The following is a 15,646-nucleotide window of genomic DNA, read 5'->3' as shown; positions in this document are numbered from 1 at the left end:
CTCAGGCCTGCGGTGCGGCGGTCCTGCGGAAATACGGCAGCCGGGCCGGCGGTGCGTCGATCCACACCGTCGCCGGGCCCGCGTAGGCACGGCCGTCGTCGGCCCGCCAGGTGCCGGGCGGAACGCGGACCTCGCGCCCGACCGCGCCCTTGGCCACCACCGGAGCCACCATCAGGGTGTCGCCCAGCATGAACTGGTCGGTGACCGCCGCGTAGCCCTGGTGGGGGAAGGCCCATTCCAGGGGCCGCTGGATCGGCTCGCCCGTGGCGGCGGCGTGCGCGGCGAGGGAGAGGATCTCCGGGGCGAACTCCGTGTGGATCCGGGCGGCCTCGCGGACGATGGCGAGGTTCTCGGGGGAGAGCACCCGCCACGGGGCCATGGAGAACTGCATCATCGGGAACAGCGCGGCGATCTGGGCGTAGCGGACGAACAGTTCCTCGTCGAAGCCCTCGCCGCCCTCGCCCGGGACGAACCGGAACTCGCCGCCACCGATCATGTCGGGACAGGTGAACGCATGGCCGGTCAGGGCCTGCGCCAGGGCGTTCGGAATCAGGCTGTCCAGCCCGAAGCGGCCCTCCCACAGGTGGTACTTGTCCTGCTGGCGCTGTGCGAGCGGCAGGCCGGCCGCCCGCCACGCGTCGCGGAACTCGTTGAGCGGCCAGTCGACGCCGAAGCGGTTCCACGCATGGGTGTACGCCTCCGGGTCCGCGCAGCCCAGCGAGCGCCACCAGGGCGCGTCGCCGCCGTCGAACTTGAACCCGTCGACGCCGATGTCGTCGCGCAGGGCTTCCAGGCGGCCGGTGAGCCAGGCCCGGGCCCGGGGGTCGAGCAGATCGAGGCCGGCGCTCCAGCCGTTCCACCACGAGGCGACCTTGGCCCGCCCGTCGGTGCCGGCGCCGCCCTCGCGGACCAGCAGCCCCTGGTCGCCGAGCTGCCGCGCGGTGGGGGAGTCGGGTGTCACGTACGGCACGAGCCACAGCATCACCTTGAAGCCGAGCCGGTGGAGGCGGGCGACCATGGCCGCCGGATCGGGGAAGCGGCCGGGATGGAAGGTCCAGTCCCCGTAGTCGTTGCTCCACCGGTCGTCGATCATCAGGACGCCGGGCGGGAAGCCTTCCGCGAGCAACCGCTCCGCGTACGCCAGCACCTTCGCCTGAGTCGGCTCGAACACCGTCTCGATCCACAGGTTGTACTGCGGTGCCCCGAAGAGCAGGGGGTGCGGCATCGTGCCGGACGGAGGGTAGTGGCGGGTGACCGCGTGGCGGTACGCCCCGCGCAGATCGCCGTGGCCCCCTCCGTGCTCGAGGACCGCGTCCGCTTCGTGCGTCCGCGCGGTCAGCCGGCCGTCGGAGATCGTGAAGGAGAAGGTGCGCTCGCCGTGCACCCAGCGGCCGCGGTCGGAGAGCAGGAGCGGCATGCCCTGGTTGGCCAGTACGTCCCGCAGGTCGAAGGCGTAGCCGTCGGGGTACGGCATGTGCCGCCCTTCGGCGACCGCCCCGCCCCACCAGCGTTCCCCTTCGAGGAGGGGGAGTTCGAGTGTCGTCATGCCTGTGGGGGTCCCTTCTCGTGGACGGGCCGCCGGGTCCGGGGACCCGGCGGCCCGCCGGTGTATGAAACCTACGATTGCGCCTACTTGACGGTGAAGCCCTGTTCCTTGCCGTACGCCTTCAACCGGTCCTGCCAAGTGGTCAGCGCGCCCGGCAGGTTCCCGCCGGGCTGCAGGGCCTGGCCGACGGAGTCCTTGAAGACGCTGTTCGCGTACACCTGGAACGGCAGGTACTGCCAGCCGGGCCGCACTGCCTTCGACATGTCGGCGAAGACCTCGTTGGGCTTGCTGCCGGGGAAGAACGGCACCTCGGCGCCGCGGAAGCCGGGGTCGTCGAGCAGCACCTTGGTCGCCGGGAACAGGCCGACCTCGGAGTTGAGCGACTTGACCGCCTCCGGGTCGGAGTCGAGCCACTGGGCGAAGGCGACCGAGGCCTCCTTGTTCTTCGACTGCGTGGTGACGGCGACCGACGAGCCGCCGTTCTCCGCGCTGACACCGCCCGGCATGGGGGCGACCGACCACTGCCCCTTGCTCTGCGGGATGTTCTGCTCCAGCACCGCGGGCGCCCAGGCGCCGGCCAGCCAGGTCGCGTACTTCCCGGAGGCCATCGACTTCCACCACTCGTCGTTCCAGCTCGCGGTGGAGTCGATCTGCTTGCTCTCGATCAGCGGGCCCCAGGTGTCGGCGTAGGCCTTGGCGCCGGGGTCGTCCTTGAGGTCGATGGTGACGTCGGTGGTGCCGTTGACGGTGTACGGCTTGCCGCCGAAGTCCCAGATCAGGCTGTTGGAGGTGCCCGCGTCGCCGGGGTCGGTGTAGGTGAGGTGGACGCTCGGATCGGCTTCGTGGACCTTCTTGGCCAGGGCGCCGAACTCCTCCCACGTCCGCGGAGGCGTCGCACCGAACCTGTCGAGGATGTCCTTGCGGTAGAACATGGCCATCGGGCCGGTGTCCTGGGGTATGCCGTAGATCCCGCCGGCGACGCTGACCTGGGACCAGGCCGAGTCGGCGAACTTGTCCTTCAGGTCGGCCGCGCCGTAGTCGGCGAGGTTGACGAGGGACTGGGAGATCGCGAACTGGGGGAGGGCGAAGTACTCGATCTGCGCGACGTCGGGGGCGCCCGTACCGGCCTTGAGCGTGGTGGTCAGTTTGGTGTACTCGTCCTTGGAGCGGCCCGCGTTGACGATGTGGACCTTGACCTTGGGGTACTTCTTCTCGAACAGGGCGACGGTCTTCTCGATGTTCGGGACCCAGGTCCAGAAGGTGATCTCGGCGGGCTTGTCCAGTGCCGCCCGCACGCTCGCGGCATCGGCCTTCGGGCCGTCGCCGGAGGCTCCGGACCCGCCGCCGCATGCGGTGAGGGCGAGGGAGAGTGCGGCGGCGCCGGCCGCCGTGAGGGTGCGGGTGCGAGCCGAGGGTCGCGGGGATCTGCTCATTTCGGATCCTTTCGAGGGGGAGGTGGAGCGGGGTGGGCCACTGCTCGACGCCGACTACTGCTCGACACCGACTACTGCTTGACGCCGCCGGCGGCCAGCCCCGACTGCCAGAACCGCTGGAGGAAGAGGAACGCGACGACCAGCGGGACGATCGCCAGGAGGCTCCCGGTGATCACCAGCGGGAGGATGGGTATGGCCCCGGCGCCGGCGCCGCCCTGTGCGAGGGAGTCCCACTGGCGCAGTCCCACGGTGAGGGGGAACAGCTTCGGGTCGTTGAGCACGATCAGCGGCAGGAAGTAGTTGTTCCAGGTGGCGACGAGGGTGAACAGCAGCACCGTGACGAAGCCGGGAGCCAGCAGGCGCGTCGAGATGGTCAGGAAGATCCGGAGCTCGCTGGCGCCGTCGATGCGTGCGGCCTCCAGCATCGCGTCCGGCACGGCCTCGGTCGCGTACACCCGCATCAGGTAGAGGCCGAAGGGGCTGGCCAGGGAGGGCAGCAGGACCGCCCACGGCGTGTTGACGATGCCCATGTCACTGAAGAGCAGGTACGTGGGGACCGCGAGTGCGGACGCCGGGATCGAGATCGCGCCGATGACCAGGGCGGACAGTGCGCGCCGGCCGACAAACTCGAACTTGGCCAGGGCGTACCCGCCCATCGTGGCGATGACGGAGGCGCCGCCCGCCCCGACCACCGAGTAGAGCAGGGTGTTGCCGAACCAGCGCAGGTAGATCCCGCCGTCGTAGGTGAAGACGTCCCGGATGTTGTCGAACAGGTGGAAGCCGTCCCCGAACCACAGGCCGGGGGAGTCGAAGAGGGTCTGGTTGGACTTCGTCGCGCTGATCGCGAGCCAGAGCAGGGGGACCAGGGTGTACGCGAGCATCAGGCACATTGCCACGGTCAGCGCGGTGGACCTGCCGGGACGGCGCCGGGTGGCGGTCACAGGAGCTGCTCCCTTCGGGCGGTCGCACGTTGGACCGCGTACGCGACGATCACGGTGACCAGGCCGAGCAGGACCGCGACGGCGGCCGAGTAGTTGAACTGGCGTCCGTCGAAGGCGAGGCTGAAGGCGTACATGTTGGGCGTGTAGTTCGTGGTGACGGCCGCGGGTGCCAGGGACTGGAGCACGCTCGGCTCGTTGAAGAGTTGGAAGCTGCCGATCACCGAGAAGGTGGTCGCCATCAGCAGGGCGGGGCGCAGGGCGGGCAGTTTGATGCTGAACGCCTTGCGGAAGGCCCCGGCGCCGTCGACCTCGGCCGCCTCGTACAGCTCCTCGGGTACGGAGCGCAGGGCGGCGTAGAAGATCAGCATGTTGTAGCCGACGTACGACCACGTGACGATGTTGCCGATCGACGCGAGCATCCAGCTCTCGGAGAGCAGGTCGGGCAACTCGGTGTGCAGGAGGTCGCCGATTTCGCCGGCCAGGCCGAAGCGGTCTCCGTACAGGTAGCCCCACATCAGTGCCGCGACCACACCGGGAACGGCGTAGGGGACGAAGAGGCCGATGCGGAACAGGCCCGGGGCGCGCAGTCGCCCGCTGTCGATCGCGAGGGCGGCCACGAGGGCGAGGCCGAGCATGAGCGGCACCTGGATCGCGAAGAAGAGCGCGACGCGGCCGAGGCCGGCATGGAACAGGTTGTCCCTGAACGCCTTGGTGTAGTTGTCCAGCCCGGTGAAGACCCTCCCGCCGATCATGCGCTCCTGATAGAGGCTCAGATTGACCGAGTAGACCAGCGGGGCGGCGACTCCGATGGCGAAGACGCAGAGGAACGGCAGCAGGAACGCGTGGGCGGTGAGGTTGCGCCGAACAGCGCCGCGTCTTGTCACGGATAGGACCTCCGATGGATGTTAGCGCCAACACGGTGGCGCGGTTCGGAAGTGTGTCGAGCGCTGTCAGTGAGTGTCAAGAGTTCTGTCAGAGTTCTCTGTCTATCCGTCAATTGGCAGGTGGATAAAGGGTTCTGGAAGGGTCGGCCTGCAAGGAAGGCTTCGCCGGCCGGCTCCGAATCCGACTGGTGACCTGTTGACCAATGCAGCATGTTCGCGCAAACATGATGAGTGCCAGGACGACGCCTGGGCATCACCCTGGGAGAGGAGCTGCACCATGGCGAAGGACGGGCAGCGGCCGCGCAGGCCCCGTACTCCGGCGGCGGATCGCCCCAGGCCCCCGTCGATGGCGGACGTCGCGGCCATGGCGGGGGTCTCGGCGCAGACCGTCTCCCGGGTGGTCAACGGGACCGCCCGGGTCGACGACGCCACCCGAGACCGGGTCGTCCGCGCCGTGCGCATGCTCGGGTACCGCCCCAACACCGCCGCCCGGGCCCTGGCCACGGGCAAGTTCCGGATGATCGGCGTCATCAGCTTCGACCTCAAGGCGCACGGAAACGCACGCACCCTGGAGTCGATCGTCTCCGCCGTGCAGTCGACGGAGTACTCGGTCAACGTCGTGGTACCGCAGGCGCAGACCCAGGAGGCGGTGCTCGACGCCTTCCGGCGGCTGAGCGGCCACGCGGTCGACGGGGTCATCGTCAACGAGGCGCAGATCCTCACCGGTTCGTTGATGCTGCCCTTCGGACTCCCGGTCGTGGTCGTGGACGGCGGCGACGACCACCGCTACCCCGGCGTCCACACCGACCACGCGGCCGGTGCGGAGATCGCCGTGCAACACCTGCTGGGGCTCGGCCATCCCACGGTCTGGCACCTGGCCGGCCCGCAGGACTCCCATCCCGCGCGCCGCCGCGCCGAAGCGTGGCAGCGGGTGGTCATGGCGGCGGGTGCCCCGGTCCCACCGGTCGTCCACGGCGACTGGACCGCCGAGAGCGGCTACCGGGCGGGCCGGGAACTCGCCGACCGGCCCGAGGTCACCGCGGTGTTCGCCGCCAACGACCAGATGGCCCTCGGGCTGGTACGGGCGCTGCGCGACGCGGGGCGCTCGGTTCCCGAGGACGTGAGCGTGGTCGGGTTCGACAACATTGCCGAATCCGGCTACTTCCTCCCGCCCCTGACCACCGTCGACCAGGACCTCTCCCGGGTCGGCGCGGCCTGCGTGGACCGCCTCCTCAGTCAGATCGAAGGCGCCCCGTCGGCGGACTCCGCCGTCGTGTCGGTCATGCCGAGCCTGGTCGAGCGCAACAGCACGGCGCCGCCGCCCCACACGAAACGCAATGCCTCCCGAAGCACCTGAAGGGGTGAGGAAGATGAACTCTCCGGCACGAGGCCGTGCCCGAGGCCTGGGTGCGCGACTGGGCGGCCTCGGATTCGGCGGCGACTACAACCCCGAGCAGTGGGACGAGGCCACCCGCGCCGAAGACCTGCGCCTGATGAACGAGGCGGGCGTCAACCTCGTCAACCTGGCCGTCTTCGGCTGGGCCCGCGTCGAACCCGCCCGCGACGCCTACGACTTCGGCTTCTTCGACACCGTCATGGACGACCTCGCCGCCCATGGCATCACCGCCGATCTGGCGACCATGACCGCGTCGCCGCCTCCGTGGCTCGCCGCCGAGCATCCCGAGATCCTGCCGGTCACCGCCTCCGGGGGCATTCTGTCCCCGGGCGGCCGCCAGCACTTCTGCCCCTCCAGCCCGGTCTTCCGCGACCGGGCCGTCCGCCTGGTCGAAGCCGTCGCCACGCACTACCGCGACCACCCGGCCCTGGGCCTGTGGCACGTGGGCAACGAGTACGGGATCCACGTCGCAGAATGCTTCTGCGACACCTCCGCCGCCGACTTCAGGAACTGGCTGAAGGCCCGGTACGGACACGTCGATGCCCTCAACGACGCCTGGTCCACCGACTTCTGGTCGCAGCGCTACGCATCCTTCGACCAGGTCCTGCCACCGCGCACCGCACCCACCTACCCCAACCCCTCCCAGCAGCTCGACTTCAAGCGGTTCAGCAGCGACGCACTGCGCACGTGCTTCGCCCTCGAACGCGACGTGCTGCGCCGCCTCACCCCCGACGTCCCGGTGACCACGAACTTCCTCGCAGGCCACAAGGCGGTGGACGTCCACGCCTGGGCGCCCGAGATGGACGTCCTCGCCCTCGACAGCTACCCGGACCCGCACGAGGAGGCGGCGCACATCGGCGCGGCACTGTCCTACGACCTCCTGCGCTGCGCGGGCGGCGGCGAGCCCTGGCTGCTGACCGAGCAGGCCCCGTCCGCCGTCAACTGGCGCGTCCGCAACGGGGGCAAGGCGCCCGGCCGGATGCGCCTGTGGAGCTGGCAGGCCGTGGCGCAGGGCGCGGACGCCGTCATGTACTTCCAGTGGAGGCAGTCCCGCGGCGGCGCCGAGAAGTTCCACTCCGGCATGGTCCCGCACGCGGGCTCCGAGACCCGGGTGCACACCGAGGTGCGCGAGCTGGGTCGGGAACTGGCCCTGGTGCCCGAGCTGGCCGGCACGCGGATCCGCAACGAGGTCGCGATCGCCTTCGACTGGGACAACTGGTGGGCCCTGGAGCTCGATTCGCACCCCTCGGACGGTGTGCGCTGCCTCGACCGCGTCCTCGACCACTACGCCCCGCTGTTCGAGGCGGGCATCGGCGTCGATGTCGTCCACCCCTCCGCGGACCTCTCGCCGTACAAGCTGCTGGTGCTGCCCAGTCACTACCTGCTGTCGGCCCCGAACGCGGAGCGGATACGGGCCTTCGTGGCGCAAGGGGGATCCCTCCTCGCGTCGTTCTTCACCGGGATCGTCGACGAGCACGACCGCGTCCACGTCGGCGGGTATCCGGCCCCGCTGGGCGACGTACTGGGCGTACGGGTCGAGGAGTTCTGGCCGGCCGCCGCCGGCGAGCCGGTGCACCTCCGGGCTCCGGAAGGAGAGGCCTCGGCCCTCGGGATCGGCGCCGCCCCCGCCCCGGCCTCGCTGTGGCGCGAGGACGTGAAGCTCGTCGGCGCCCGCCCCGAACTGTTCTTCGCCGGACCCGACTGGGACGACGACCGCCCGGCGGCCACGGTGCACGCCCATGGCGCGGGGACGGCGCGCTACCTCGCGACCCGCCCCGATCCCCTGACGATGCGCGCCGTCGTCGACCGCGCGCTCGCCGACGCGGGGGTCGCCCCGGTCCTGCCCGGCCTGCCCGCCGGAATCCAGGCGACGGTCCGGCACGGAGCCGATCACGACGTCCTCATCCTGCTCAACCACACCGGGGACACGCACGAGGTGACGCTGCCGGCCGACCGCCGCGACCTCCTCGACGGCAAGAGGCCCCTCGTGCGCCACGTGACGCTCGCACCGCGAGGCGTCGCCGTCCTCGGCAACGACGGCAGCTGACCGCACGACGGCACGACGGCGCGACCCCACACCCCCAGGACCGCACCAGCTTCGCCCACGCACGTCCGTTCCCAGGCCCCCTCGGAGGACCAAGTGAGAAGACCCCTACTACCAGCGGTACTCGGCGCCGCGCTCCTGCTCGGAGCGCTCGGCGCCGCCCCGGCGGCCGGCGCGTCCGCTTCCGCCGCGAGCGCGACTCCCGCGGCGGCCGGAACGCCTGCCGCCCTGTCCGACTCCTGGCGCGGGCCCCTCAGTACCCGGGGCCGCTACATCGTCGACGCGGAGGGCAACCGCTTCAAGCTCAAATCCGCGAACTGGCAGGGCGCCCAAGGGTCTTGGAGCGGTTCCGGCGACATCAACGACCCGGCCAGCCACCACGACGGCGAGAAGGCCGACCAGATGCCGCTCGGCCTGGACCGCGCGCCGATCCCGAAGATCCTCGACGGATTCCACGAGCTCGGCATCAACAGCATACGGCTGCCGTTCTCGAACGAGATGCTCCACGACCAGCGCCCGGTCTCCGACGCCTCGGTCGCCGCCAACCCGCAACTGCGCGGGAAGACCCCGCTCCAGGTCTTCGACGCCGTCATCGCGGCCACCACCGCCGAGGGCTTCGCGGTGGTGCTCAACAACCACACCAACACCTCGCGCTTCTGCTGCGGTCTGGACGGCAACGAACGCTGGAACACCAGCCAGTCCACCGCGCAGTGGGAGGACGACTGGATCGGCCTCGCCCGCCGCTACAAGGACAACAAGCGCGTGGTCGGCGCCGACCTCTACAACGAGGTCCGCCGCACCATCACCGACGACGCCAACTGGAACTGGGGCGACGGACACGACTGGTGGGCCGCGTCCCAACACCTCGGCGACCGGCTGCTCACCGAGGCCAACCCCGATCTGCTGGTGATCGTGGAAGGGATCAACTGGCAGGGCATCCCGGCCGACGGACTGCCTCACGGCCGTCCCACCCTCGAACCGGTACGCACCCTTTCGCACACCCTGGTCGCCTCGAACAAGCTGGTCTACGCGGCGCACTTCTACGGCTACACCGGGCCGAACCACACCGGCGCGACCGGTACGGGCGAGACCCACGATCCGCGCTACCAGGACCTCTCCCGCGAGGACCTGTTCGCGACCCTGCAGCGCCAGGCGTTCTACGTCACCTCCGAAACCGGCACCCACTTCGCCGCGCCCCTGTGGATCAGCGAGTTCGGCATCGGCAGTGACGAGACGAACCCGCAGGCGCGAGCCTGGTTCGGGAACCTCGTGGACTACCTGATCGCCAACGACACCGATTTCGCCTACTGGCCCCTGGTCGGATGGGCCGGACACGGCAGCTGGTCGATCCTGAACTTCGATGAGGCGGGCCGCCGTTCCGGAATCCTGGACGGTGGTGACTGGCGTGCCGCCAACTGGAACAGGCTGGTCTCCGCGCCCCAGAAGAGCGGCCAGGTCGCGGTCTCCGACACCTGGGACATGCTCAACCTCGATCACGCCGATGCCGTCCAGTCGGCACGCATGAGGACGCTCGGGGACTGGGACCCGGGAGCCCGCAAGGGCACCTGCCCCGACGGGCAGCGGCTCGTCGGCCTGTCGCACCGTGACGGGCGCGGTCTGTGCACCGACTCCGGGGCCGCCGCCCTGGGCGCCACCGTCCCGGCGACGACCGTGGTGGGCGACGAACGCTACGTACGGCAGGGCGACTGGGCCGGCGGCTACACCAAGTACCAGTGCGGGCCCAACCAGTTCATGACGGGCTACAGCCTGCGGGGCCAGGCGGTCTCCGCGGTCCTCTGCGCCCAGGCCGGCAGGACGCTCGGGACGAGCGGCCGTACCGTCTGGTTCGACCGGGGCGACAACCGGCCGGCCGCGGGCCCCGGGGGAGAGTTCGCGTCCGGCAACTACAAGGGGCAGTGCGCGACGGACGAGTACGCCGCGGGGATCGCCTTCACCGGGGCGTGGGCCAAGGGCAAGACGCCCGACGCCCTGTTGTGCCGCAAGCTGTGACGGCCGGGTTCCCGCCCCGCGGGCGGTGATGCCGGGCTCGCGCAGACGGGCGGCCACGAGGTGAATCCTGGTGTCCGGTCCTCTGCGCGAGCCTTGTCGTTCCGGCCGCCGTTCGGGCCGCCGTTCCCACTTCCGTCCAGGCGGCCGTTGCCGGACAGGAACTCCCGGAACACCTTCGCGGAGCGCGGGTTCTTGTTGCACTGCCACACGCCGTGCGGGCAGTAGTCGGTGATGCTGTGGTAGAGCGGTTCGTGCTCGGCGATCCATGCGAGCATGCGCCGCATGTAGTCGGGGTTGTCGCCGTTGCGGAACAGCCCCCATTCGGGGTACGAGATCGGCTTGTCGTGCGCCTTCGCGAAGTCGACCTGCTGCTGGAGCCCGTAGGGCTGGGTGACCTGCTCGCGGAAGGTGCGGCCGGGCGGCTGGTCGTAACTGTCCATGCCGATGATGTCGACCACGTCGTCACCGGGGTAGCACCGGGTCCAGGCGATCGCGTCGCCACCGCGGTTGGGGGCGAAGTCGAAACGGAACCGCTCCCCCTCCACGGAGCGCATGGCGGCCACGATGCGCCGCCAGTACTTCTGCCAGTTCTCGGGGTCGGGCCGACAGCGGTGGGTGTAGTTGAAGCCGTTCATCTCCCAGCCGAGCACGATCACCGTGTCGGGCACTCCGAGGGCGACCAGACGCTCGGCCAGCCGCCGGAAGTGGTGGTCGTTGTCACCCCGTGCGCCGGAGCGGATCAGCTCGGCGACCCGGCGGTCCGGGACGCCGGCCTCGTTGCGCTCCTGCATCGGCACGTTCAGGACGAACAGCCGGTCTTCGCGCGCGTTGCGCCATCGTGCCCAGCTCCGCAGGGAATCGGGTGCGCCCTCGATGTTCGACCAGGTGTCGCCGGGCAGGTAGGTGTGCCCGGCGCGCAGCTCCGTACCGCCGAGCCAGCGCGAGAGCTCCCGCATCCGGTCGACGCCGGGAGAGCCGTAGTGGAGGTAGGCGCCCACGGCGATCCCGCTCCGGCCGCCACCGCCGGAATCCTCTCGCGCCGGCGTGGCGAGCGAGCCCCCGGTGACGAGCAGGCCGACGGCGACCGTACTCGCGCAGGCCCCCGCCAGCCAGCGGCTCCGACGGGACATGGTGCCTCCACAGGGTTCGCGGACCGATGTGTATGGCAGCGACGTTAGGCATCCCATCCGACTCATGGCCTGTCCGATGACCCCGCGCTGGGCCATTAGCGGCAGCCGACCCCCTCCGCTTGGGCCGACCAGGCGAAGCCCGCCGCGGATCCCGATCCCCGGCTTCGCCCCCCCCGTACGGGCGTGCTGCGGTCGGTCGGCTCGCGCGGCTCCGTGGTCAGCGCGGGGTGAGGAGGCAGAACTCGTTGCCCTCCGGGTCGGCCAGTACCGTCCACGGGACGTCGCCCTGGCCGAGGTCGACGTCGGTGGCGCCGAGAGCCCGCAGCCGGGCCGCCTCCGCCGCCTGATCGTCTCCGGGGTACGCGCGGAGGTCGAGGTGGATGCGGTTCTTCACGGTCTTCGCGTCGGGTGTGCGGACGAACTCCAGATACGGGCCGACGCCCGCGGCGGAGCGCAGCGACGCGTGGTCGTCGGCCACCTCGTGCACGGTCCAGTCCATTGCTTCGCCCCAGAACCGGGCCATGGCCCGCGGATCCGCGCAGTCGACCACGACGGCGGCCATCGGCCCGGTGTCCCGGTAGACCGACCGGGGCTCCAGCACGCAGAACTCGTTGCCCTCCGGGTCGGCCAGTACCGTCCACGGGACGTCGCCCTGGCCCACGTCGGCGGGCGTCGCGCCGAGGGCCCGGAGGCGGGCGACCAGCTCGGCCCGGTGGGCGGCAGAAGCGGTGGCAAGGTCGATGTGCAGACGGTTCTTCACCGTCTTGGGTTCCCGGACGCGAACTATGTCGACGCAGACGGCAACGGGGTCGGGATAGACGAGGCCCACGGGTTCGAGGTTGGTCACGCCGGGTTCTTCGCTGTCCGTGCCCCAGCCGAGGGCCTGCGCCCAGAAGCGGCCGAGCGCGGAGTCGTCCCGGGCATCCATCGCAATTTGAACCAGTCGAGTCGCCATGCCGCCGACCCTATGTACACCGTCCTGCGACGACAAACGCGTGTCCCGTCACCGGGCAGGGACCGACCGGCCCGCCAACTGCGCTGCTCATCCTGCCAACTGGAGTTGGTCCAGACCTATTGACCGGCCTCGCCGTCGCTCCTACGATCCGGTCCGGCAGCCCCACCTGTCCCCACCTCACCCAGAGCCAGGCGTCATGCCTCCCACGCATTGGTCATGCCCATGACGCTCGGCGGTAAGGAAGCGCAGCATGTTCCGTCGAAGGTCGCGCACTCCACGTCTCCCGGGCGACACCCGCCCTCCCGCCGCGCTGAGGCGCTCCTTGGCCGCGGCGAGTGCCACCGCCGTCATCGGCGCCGGACTGGCCGTGGCCGGCTCCGTCACGGCGGGGGCCGCGACGACCGAGGCCGCCGTGGCCAACCTGGTGGTCAACTCCGGCTTCGAGAACGGACTCTCCGACTGGACCTGCTCCGGCGGCTCCGGCGCGACCGTCTCCGGCCCGGTCCGCTCCGGAGCCTCCGCGCTCAAGGCGACGCCGACCGGTCAGGACAACGCCCAGTGCACCCAGACCGTCAGCGTCCAGCCCAACTCCCAGTACACGCTGAGCGCCTACGTCCAGGGCAGCTACGTCTACCTGGGCGCCACCGGCACCGGCCTCACCGGCACCACGTCCACCTGGACGCCGAACAGCCCGTCGTACGGCCAGCTCGGCGTCGGTTTCACCACCGGGCCGAGCACCACCTCGGTGACCGTCTACCTGCACGGCTGGTACGGCCAGCCCGTGTACTACGCGGACGACGTGTCGCTCATCGGCCCCGGCGGCAGCACCCCCACGCCGACCGCCACCCCGCCGACCACCGCGCCTCCCACGACGGCCCCGCCCACGACGGCCCCGCCCACCACGGCCCCGCCCACGACCGCGCCGCCCACCACGGCCCCGCCGACCACCGCTCCTCCCACCACCACTCCGCCGCAGGGCGACACCTGCCCGACCAAGCCCAGGCCCTCGGGCAAGGTCCTGCAGGGGTACTGGGAGAACTGGGACGGCGCCTCGAACGGCGTCCACCCCGGCATGGGCTGGATCCCCATCACGGACAGCCGGATAGCGGCGCACGGCTACAACGTCATCAACGCCGCCTTCCCGGTGATCCTCTCGGACGGCACCGTCCAGTGGCAGGACGGCATGGACACCGGCGTCAAGGTCGCGACCCCCGCCGAAATGTGCCAGGCCAAGGCGGCCGGGGCGACGATCCTGATGTCGATCGGCGGCGCCACGGCGGGAATCGACCTGAGCTCCAGCACCGTCGCCGACAAGTTCGTGGCGACCGTCGTCCCGATCCTCAAGAAGTACAACTTCGACGGGATCGACATCGACATCGAGACCGGCCTCTCCGGAAGCGGCAACATCAACACGCTGTCCGCCTCCCAGGCCAACCTGGTCCGCATCATCGACGGCGTACTGGCCCAGATGCCCGCGGGCTTCGGCCTGACGATGGCCCCCGAAACCGCCTACGTCACCGGCGGAAGCGTCACCTACGGGTCGATCTGGGGCGCCTACCTGCCGGTCATCAAGAAGTACGCCGACAACGGCCGGCTGTGGTGGCTCAACATGCAGTACTACAACGGCAGCATGTACGGCTGCTCCGGCGACTCCTACCAGGCCGGTACCGTGCAGGGCTTCACCGCGCAGACCACCTGCCTCAACAACGGCCTGACCATCCAGGGCACCACCATCAAGGTGCCCTACGACAAGCAGGTGCCCGGCCTCCCGGCCCAATCCGGCGCGGGCGGCGGCTACATGGCGCCGAGCCTGGTCAGCCAGTCGTGGAACGCCTTCAGCGGCTCGCTGAAGGGCCTCATGACCTGGTCGATCAACTGGGACGGCTCGAAGAGCTGGACCTTCGGCGACAACGTCAAGTCCCTCCAAGGCCGTTGACCATCCCGGCGGGCCGGGTGACCCCGGCCCGCCGGCCCGCCGACTGGGCCGAGACCGTCCGAGCGTCTTGGTGCGGCCAGGGGGAGTTCAGATCTTGAACACTCCACGTTCTTATGGCATGTGAAATATCACATGCCATAAGCGCCAGCCGAGAACCCTCGGACGGCGCTCCTTCACGAGGAGGACGACCCCGATGAACCGCTTAGCTCTGCTCGCCGCCAGTGCCGCAGGCCTGGCCGTCTGCGCGATCACCCCGGCGAGCGCCGCCGCCCTGCCGGCCGACACGACCGGGACGGTCGTCACCTGCGGGAACTCGGGCCTCCAGGCGGGTCTGGCCACGCGGGTGTGTGCCGAGGTCACCGGTACCACCGTCGAGTTCTACGGGACGGTCGCACTGGCCGGTCCGCCCTCCCCGGGCAGCCCGGCACCCGCCGCGAAGGAACTGCTCACCACCCTGTCGGTGGATGCCGTCGGCGACACCGCGCCCCGCACGCAGTTCAAGTCGGTCGTCTTCACCGCGGCCAAAATCGAGGTGCGCGGTCTGGTCGGCACCGTCCCCTGCGGCTCGACCGTCCGCGCCACCTTCGGCGTGACCTCGTTCCCCCGCCCGGCCAGCCCGGTGGTCCACGAAGTCACCCTCACCTGCTGAGCCCCCGCCCGAACGCATGCCCCGTAGCCGCCCCCTCCCGGCGGGGGCGGCTACGGGCCCGGGAGCCCCGGAGATCCCCCGGCGGACTGGTGCTCGTAGGTTGGGCCCTCGGACAGGACACGCGGCCCGGTACGGGCAGTGGAACGAAGGGCGGGACATGCGCGGGACGGACGCGGTGGCGGTACTTGCCGAGCTCATGCCGGTTGCCGGCGGGGTGGACGAGCGGGTCGACTGGGCTGAGGTGGAGGCGGCCTGGGGGACCCGGTTCCCCTCGGACTACGTCCGTTTCATGGAGGTCTACGGGGCGGGTGTGATCAGCGACGGCATCAGCATCCTGCTGCCGTCGCTGCGGGCGGACGGGTACCCCTACAGGGACGGCCCCGGCCTGCGGCTCGAAACCGAGAACGCCCGCGAGACCTGGGAGATGGAGCGCGACGAGGCCGACTTCGACGTGGACCCCGAGTCGATCATCGCGTGGGGCGTCACCGTGGGGGCGGACATCTACTGCTGGGTGACGACGGAAGAAGACCCGGATCGATGGCCGGTCCTGGTCTGCGGGAGGCACACCAGCCCCATGATGCAGCTGCACGAACTCGGGATGGCCGAGTTCCTCCACAGGCTCCTGGGCGACGAGGCGTTTCGAGAGAACGGGATCAGCACCCTCCTGCCGGACGAAGCGTCATTCGTGCACTGGCGGAAGGCGTAGGCGGCGGCGGGACCCG

12 protein-coding genes are annotated in these 15,646 nt (G+C 70.5%); 6 read left to right on the top strand and 6 right to left on the bottom strand.

Going from position 1 to position 15,646, the window contains the following annotated elements:
- Position 1: 1 nt before the first annotated feature.
- The 4 genes from AC3IYJ_RS03975 to AC3IYJ_RS03960 form a co-directional block, all read right to left on the bottom strand.
- On the bottom strand, positions 2-1,546 hold the full coding sequence (locus AC3IYJ_RS03975) for a glycoside hydrolase family 31 protein (protein WP_489399953.1): 1,545 nt from the start codon (positions 1,544-1,546) through the stop codon (positions 2-4).
- Between the two features lie 83 nt (positions 1,547-1,629).
- Positions 1,630-2,979: an ABC transporter substrate-binding protein gene (locus AC3IYJ_RS03970; RefSeq protein WP_489399952.1), complete on the bottom strand. Its 1,350-nt coding sequence runs from the start codon at positions 2,977-2,979 to the stop codon at positions 1,630-1,632.
- Positions 2,980-3,050: 71 nt separating this feature from the next.
- A complete protein-coding gene (locus AC3IYJ_RS03965; protein WP_489399951.1) occupies positions 3,051-3,920 on the bottom strand; it encodes a carbohydrate ABC transporter permease in 870 nt (289 codons plus the stop codon).
- Positions 3,917-4,804 (bottom strand): carbohydrate ABC transporter permease, encoded by an 888-nt coding sequence (locus AC3IYJ_RS03960; protein WP_489399950.1) that lies wholly within the window; start codon positions 4,802-4,804, stop codon positions 3,917-3,919. The genes AC3IYJ_RS03965 and AC3IYJ_RS03960 overlap by 4 nt, the downstream gene beginning before the upstream one ends.
- A gap of 277 nt (positions 4,805-5,081) precedes the next feature.
- Between AC3IYJ_RS03960 and AC3IYJ_RS03955 the strand changes: the two genes are divergently transcribed.
- From AC3IYJ_RS03955 to AC3IYJ_RS03945, 3 genes are all read left to right on the top strand, one after another.
- Positions 5,082-6,161 carry a LacI family DNA-binding transcriptional regulator gene (locus tag AC3IYJ_RS03955; RefSeq protein WP_489399949.1) on the top strand — a complete coding sequence of 360 codons (1,080 nt, stop codon included), beginning with the start codon at positions 5,082-5,084 and terminating at the stop codon, positions 6,159-6,161.
- Between the two features lie 13 nt (positions 6,162-6,174).
- Positions 6,175-8,247 carry a beta-galactosidase gene (locus AC3IYJ_RS03950; protein ID WP_489399948.1) on the top strand — a complete coding sequence of 691 codons (2,073 nt, stop codon included), beginning with the start codon at positions 6,175-6,177 and terminating at the stop codon, positions 8,245-8,247.
- A gap of 93 nt (positions 8,248-8,340) precedes the next feature.
- Positions 8,341-10,254: a glycoside hydrolase family 5 protein gene (locus AC3IYJ_RS03945; RefSeq protein ID WP_489399947.1), complete on the top strand. Its 1,914-nt coding sequence runs from the start codon at positions 8,341-8,343 to the stop codon at positions 10,252-10,254.
- Here AC3IYJ_RS03945 and AC3IYJ_RS03940 read toward each other — a convergent pair.
- Entirely contained in the window at positions 10,149-11,384 is a 1,236-nt protein-coding gene (locus AC3IYJ_RS03940) for a glycoside hydrolase family 26 protein (protein WP_489399946.1), read from the bottom strand. The two genes, AC3IYJ_RS03945 and AC3IYJ_RS03940, sit on opposite strands and share 106 nt — an antisense overlap.
- Positions 11,385-11,601: 217 nt before the next feature.
- Positions 11,602-12,339 (bottom strand): VOC family protein, encoded by a 738-nt coding sequence (locus AC3IYJ_RS03935; protein ID WP_489399945.1) that lies wholly within the window; start codon positions 12,337-12,339, stop codon positions 11,602-11,604.
- Between the two features lie 322 nt (positions 12,340-12,661).
- On the opposite strand from AC3IYJ_RS03935, the gene AC3IYJ_RS03930 reads away from it, so the two are divergent.
- The 3 genes from AC3IYJ_RS03930 (at position 12,662) to AC3IYJ_RS03920 (ending at position 15,630) form a co-directional block, all read left to right on the top strand.
- The gene (locus AC3IYJ_RS03930; protein WP_489399944.1) at positions 12,662-14,275 is read left to right on the top strand and encodes a carbohydrate binding domain-containing protein; all 1,614 of its coding nucleotides are present in this window, start codon (positions 12,662-12,664) and stop codon (positions 14,273-14,275) included.
- 193 nt (positions 14,276-14,468) lie between these two features.
- Positions 14,469-14,924, top strand: a complete 456-nt coding sequence (locus AC3IYJ_RS03925; RefSeq protein ID WP_489399943.1) for a hypothetical protein — start codon at positions 14,469-14,471, stop codon at positions 14,922-14,924.
- A 157-nt stretch (positions 14,925-15,081) separates the two neighbouring features.
- Entirely contained in the window at positions 15,082-15,630 is a 549-nt protein-coding gene (locus tag AC3IYJ_RS03920; protein ID WP_489399942.1) for an SMI1/KNR4 family protein, read from the top strand.
- The last annotated feature ends 16 nt before the right edge of the window (positions 15,631-15,646 follow it).

It is taken from the genome of Streptomyces sp. GL_140, from assembly GCF_057834465.1.
The sequence above is the reverse complement of the archived record's forward strand: the minus strand, read 5'-3'. Positions and strand labels throughout refer to the sequence as shown.

Bases quoted from the DNA above. Each gene is read 5' to 3' on its own strand.
- AC3IYJ_RS03975 (WP_489399953.1), bottom strand. From the start codon at position 1,546: ATGACGACACTCGAACTCCCCCTCCTCGAAGGGGAACGCTGGTGGGGC.
- AC3IYJ_RS03970 (WP_489399952.1), bottom strand. From the start codon at position 2,979: ATGAGCAGATCCCCGCGACCCTCGGCTCGCACCCGCACCCTCACGGCG.
- AC3IYJ_RS03955 (WP_489399949.1), top strand. From the start codon at position 5,082: ATGGCGAAGGACGGGCAGCGGCCGCGCAGGCCCCGTACTCCGGCGGCG.
- AC3IYJ_RS03950 (WP_489399948.1), top strand. From the start codon at position 6,175: ATGAACTCTCCGGCACGAGGCCGTGCCCGAGGCCTGGGTGCGCGACTG.
- AC3IYJ_RS03940 (WP_489399946.1), bottom strand. From the start codon at position 11,384: ATGTCCCGTCGGAGCCGCTGGCTGGCGGGGGCCTGCGCGAGTACGGTC.
- AC3IYJ_RS03935 (WP_489399945.1), bottom strand. From the start codon at position 12,339: ATGGCGACTCGACTGGTTCAAATTGCGATGGATGCCCGGGACGACTCC.
- AC3IYJ_RS03925 (WP_489399943.1), top strand. From the start codon at position 14,469: ATGAACCGCTTAGCTCTGCTCGCCGCCAGTGCCGCAGGCCTGGCCGTC.
- AC3IYJ_RS03920 (WP_489399942.1), top strand. From the start codon at position 15,082: ATGCGCGGGACGGACGCGGTGGCGGTACTTGCCGAGCTCATGCCGGTT.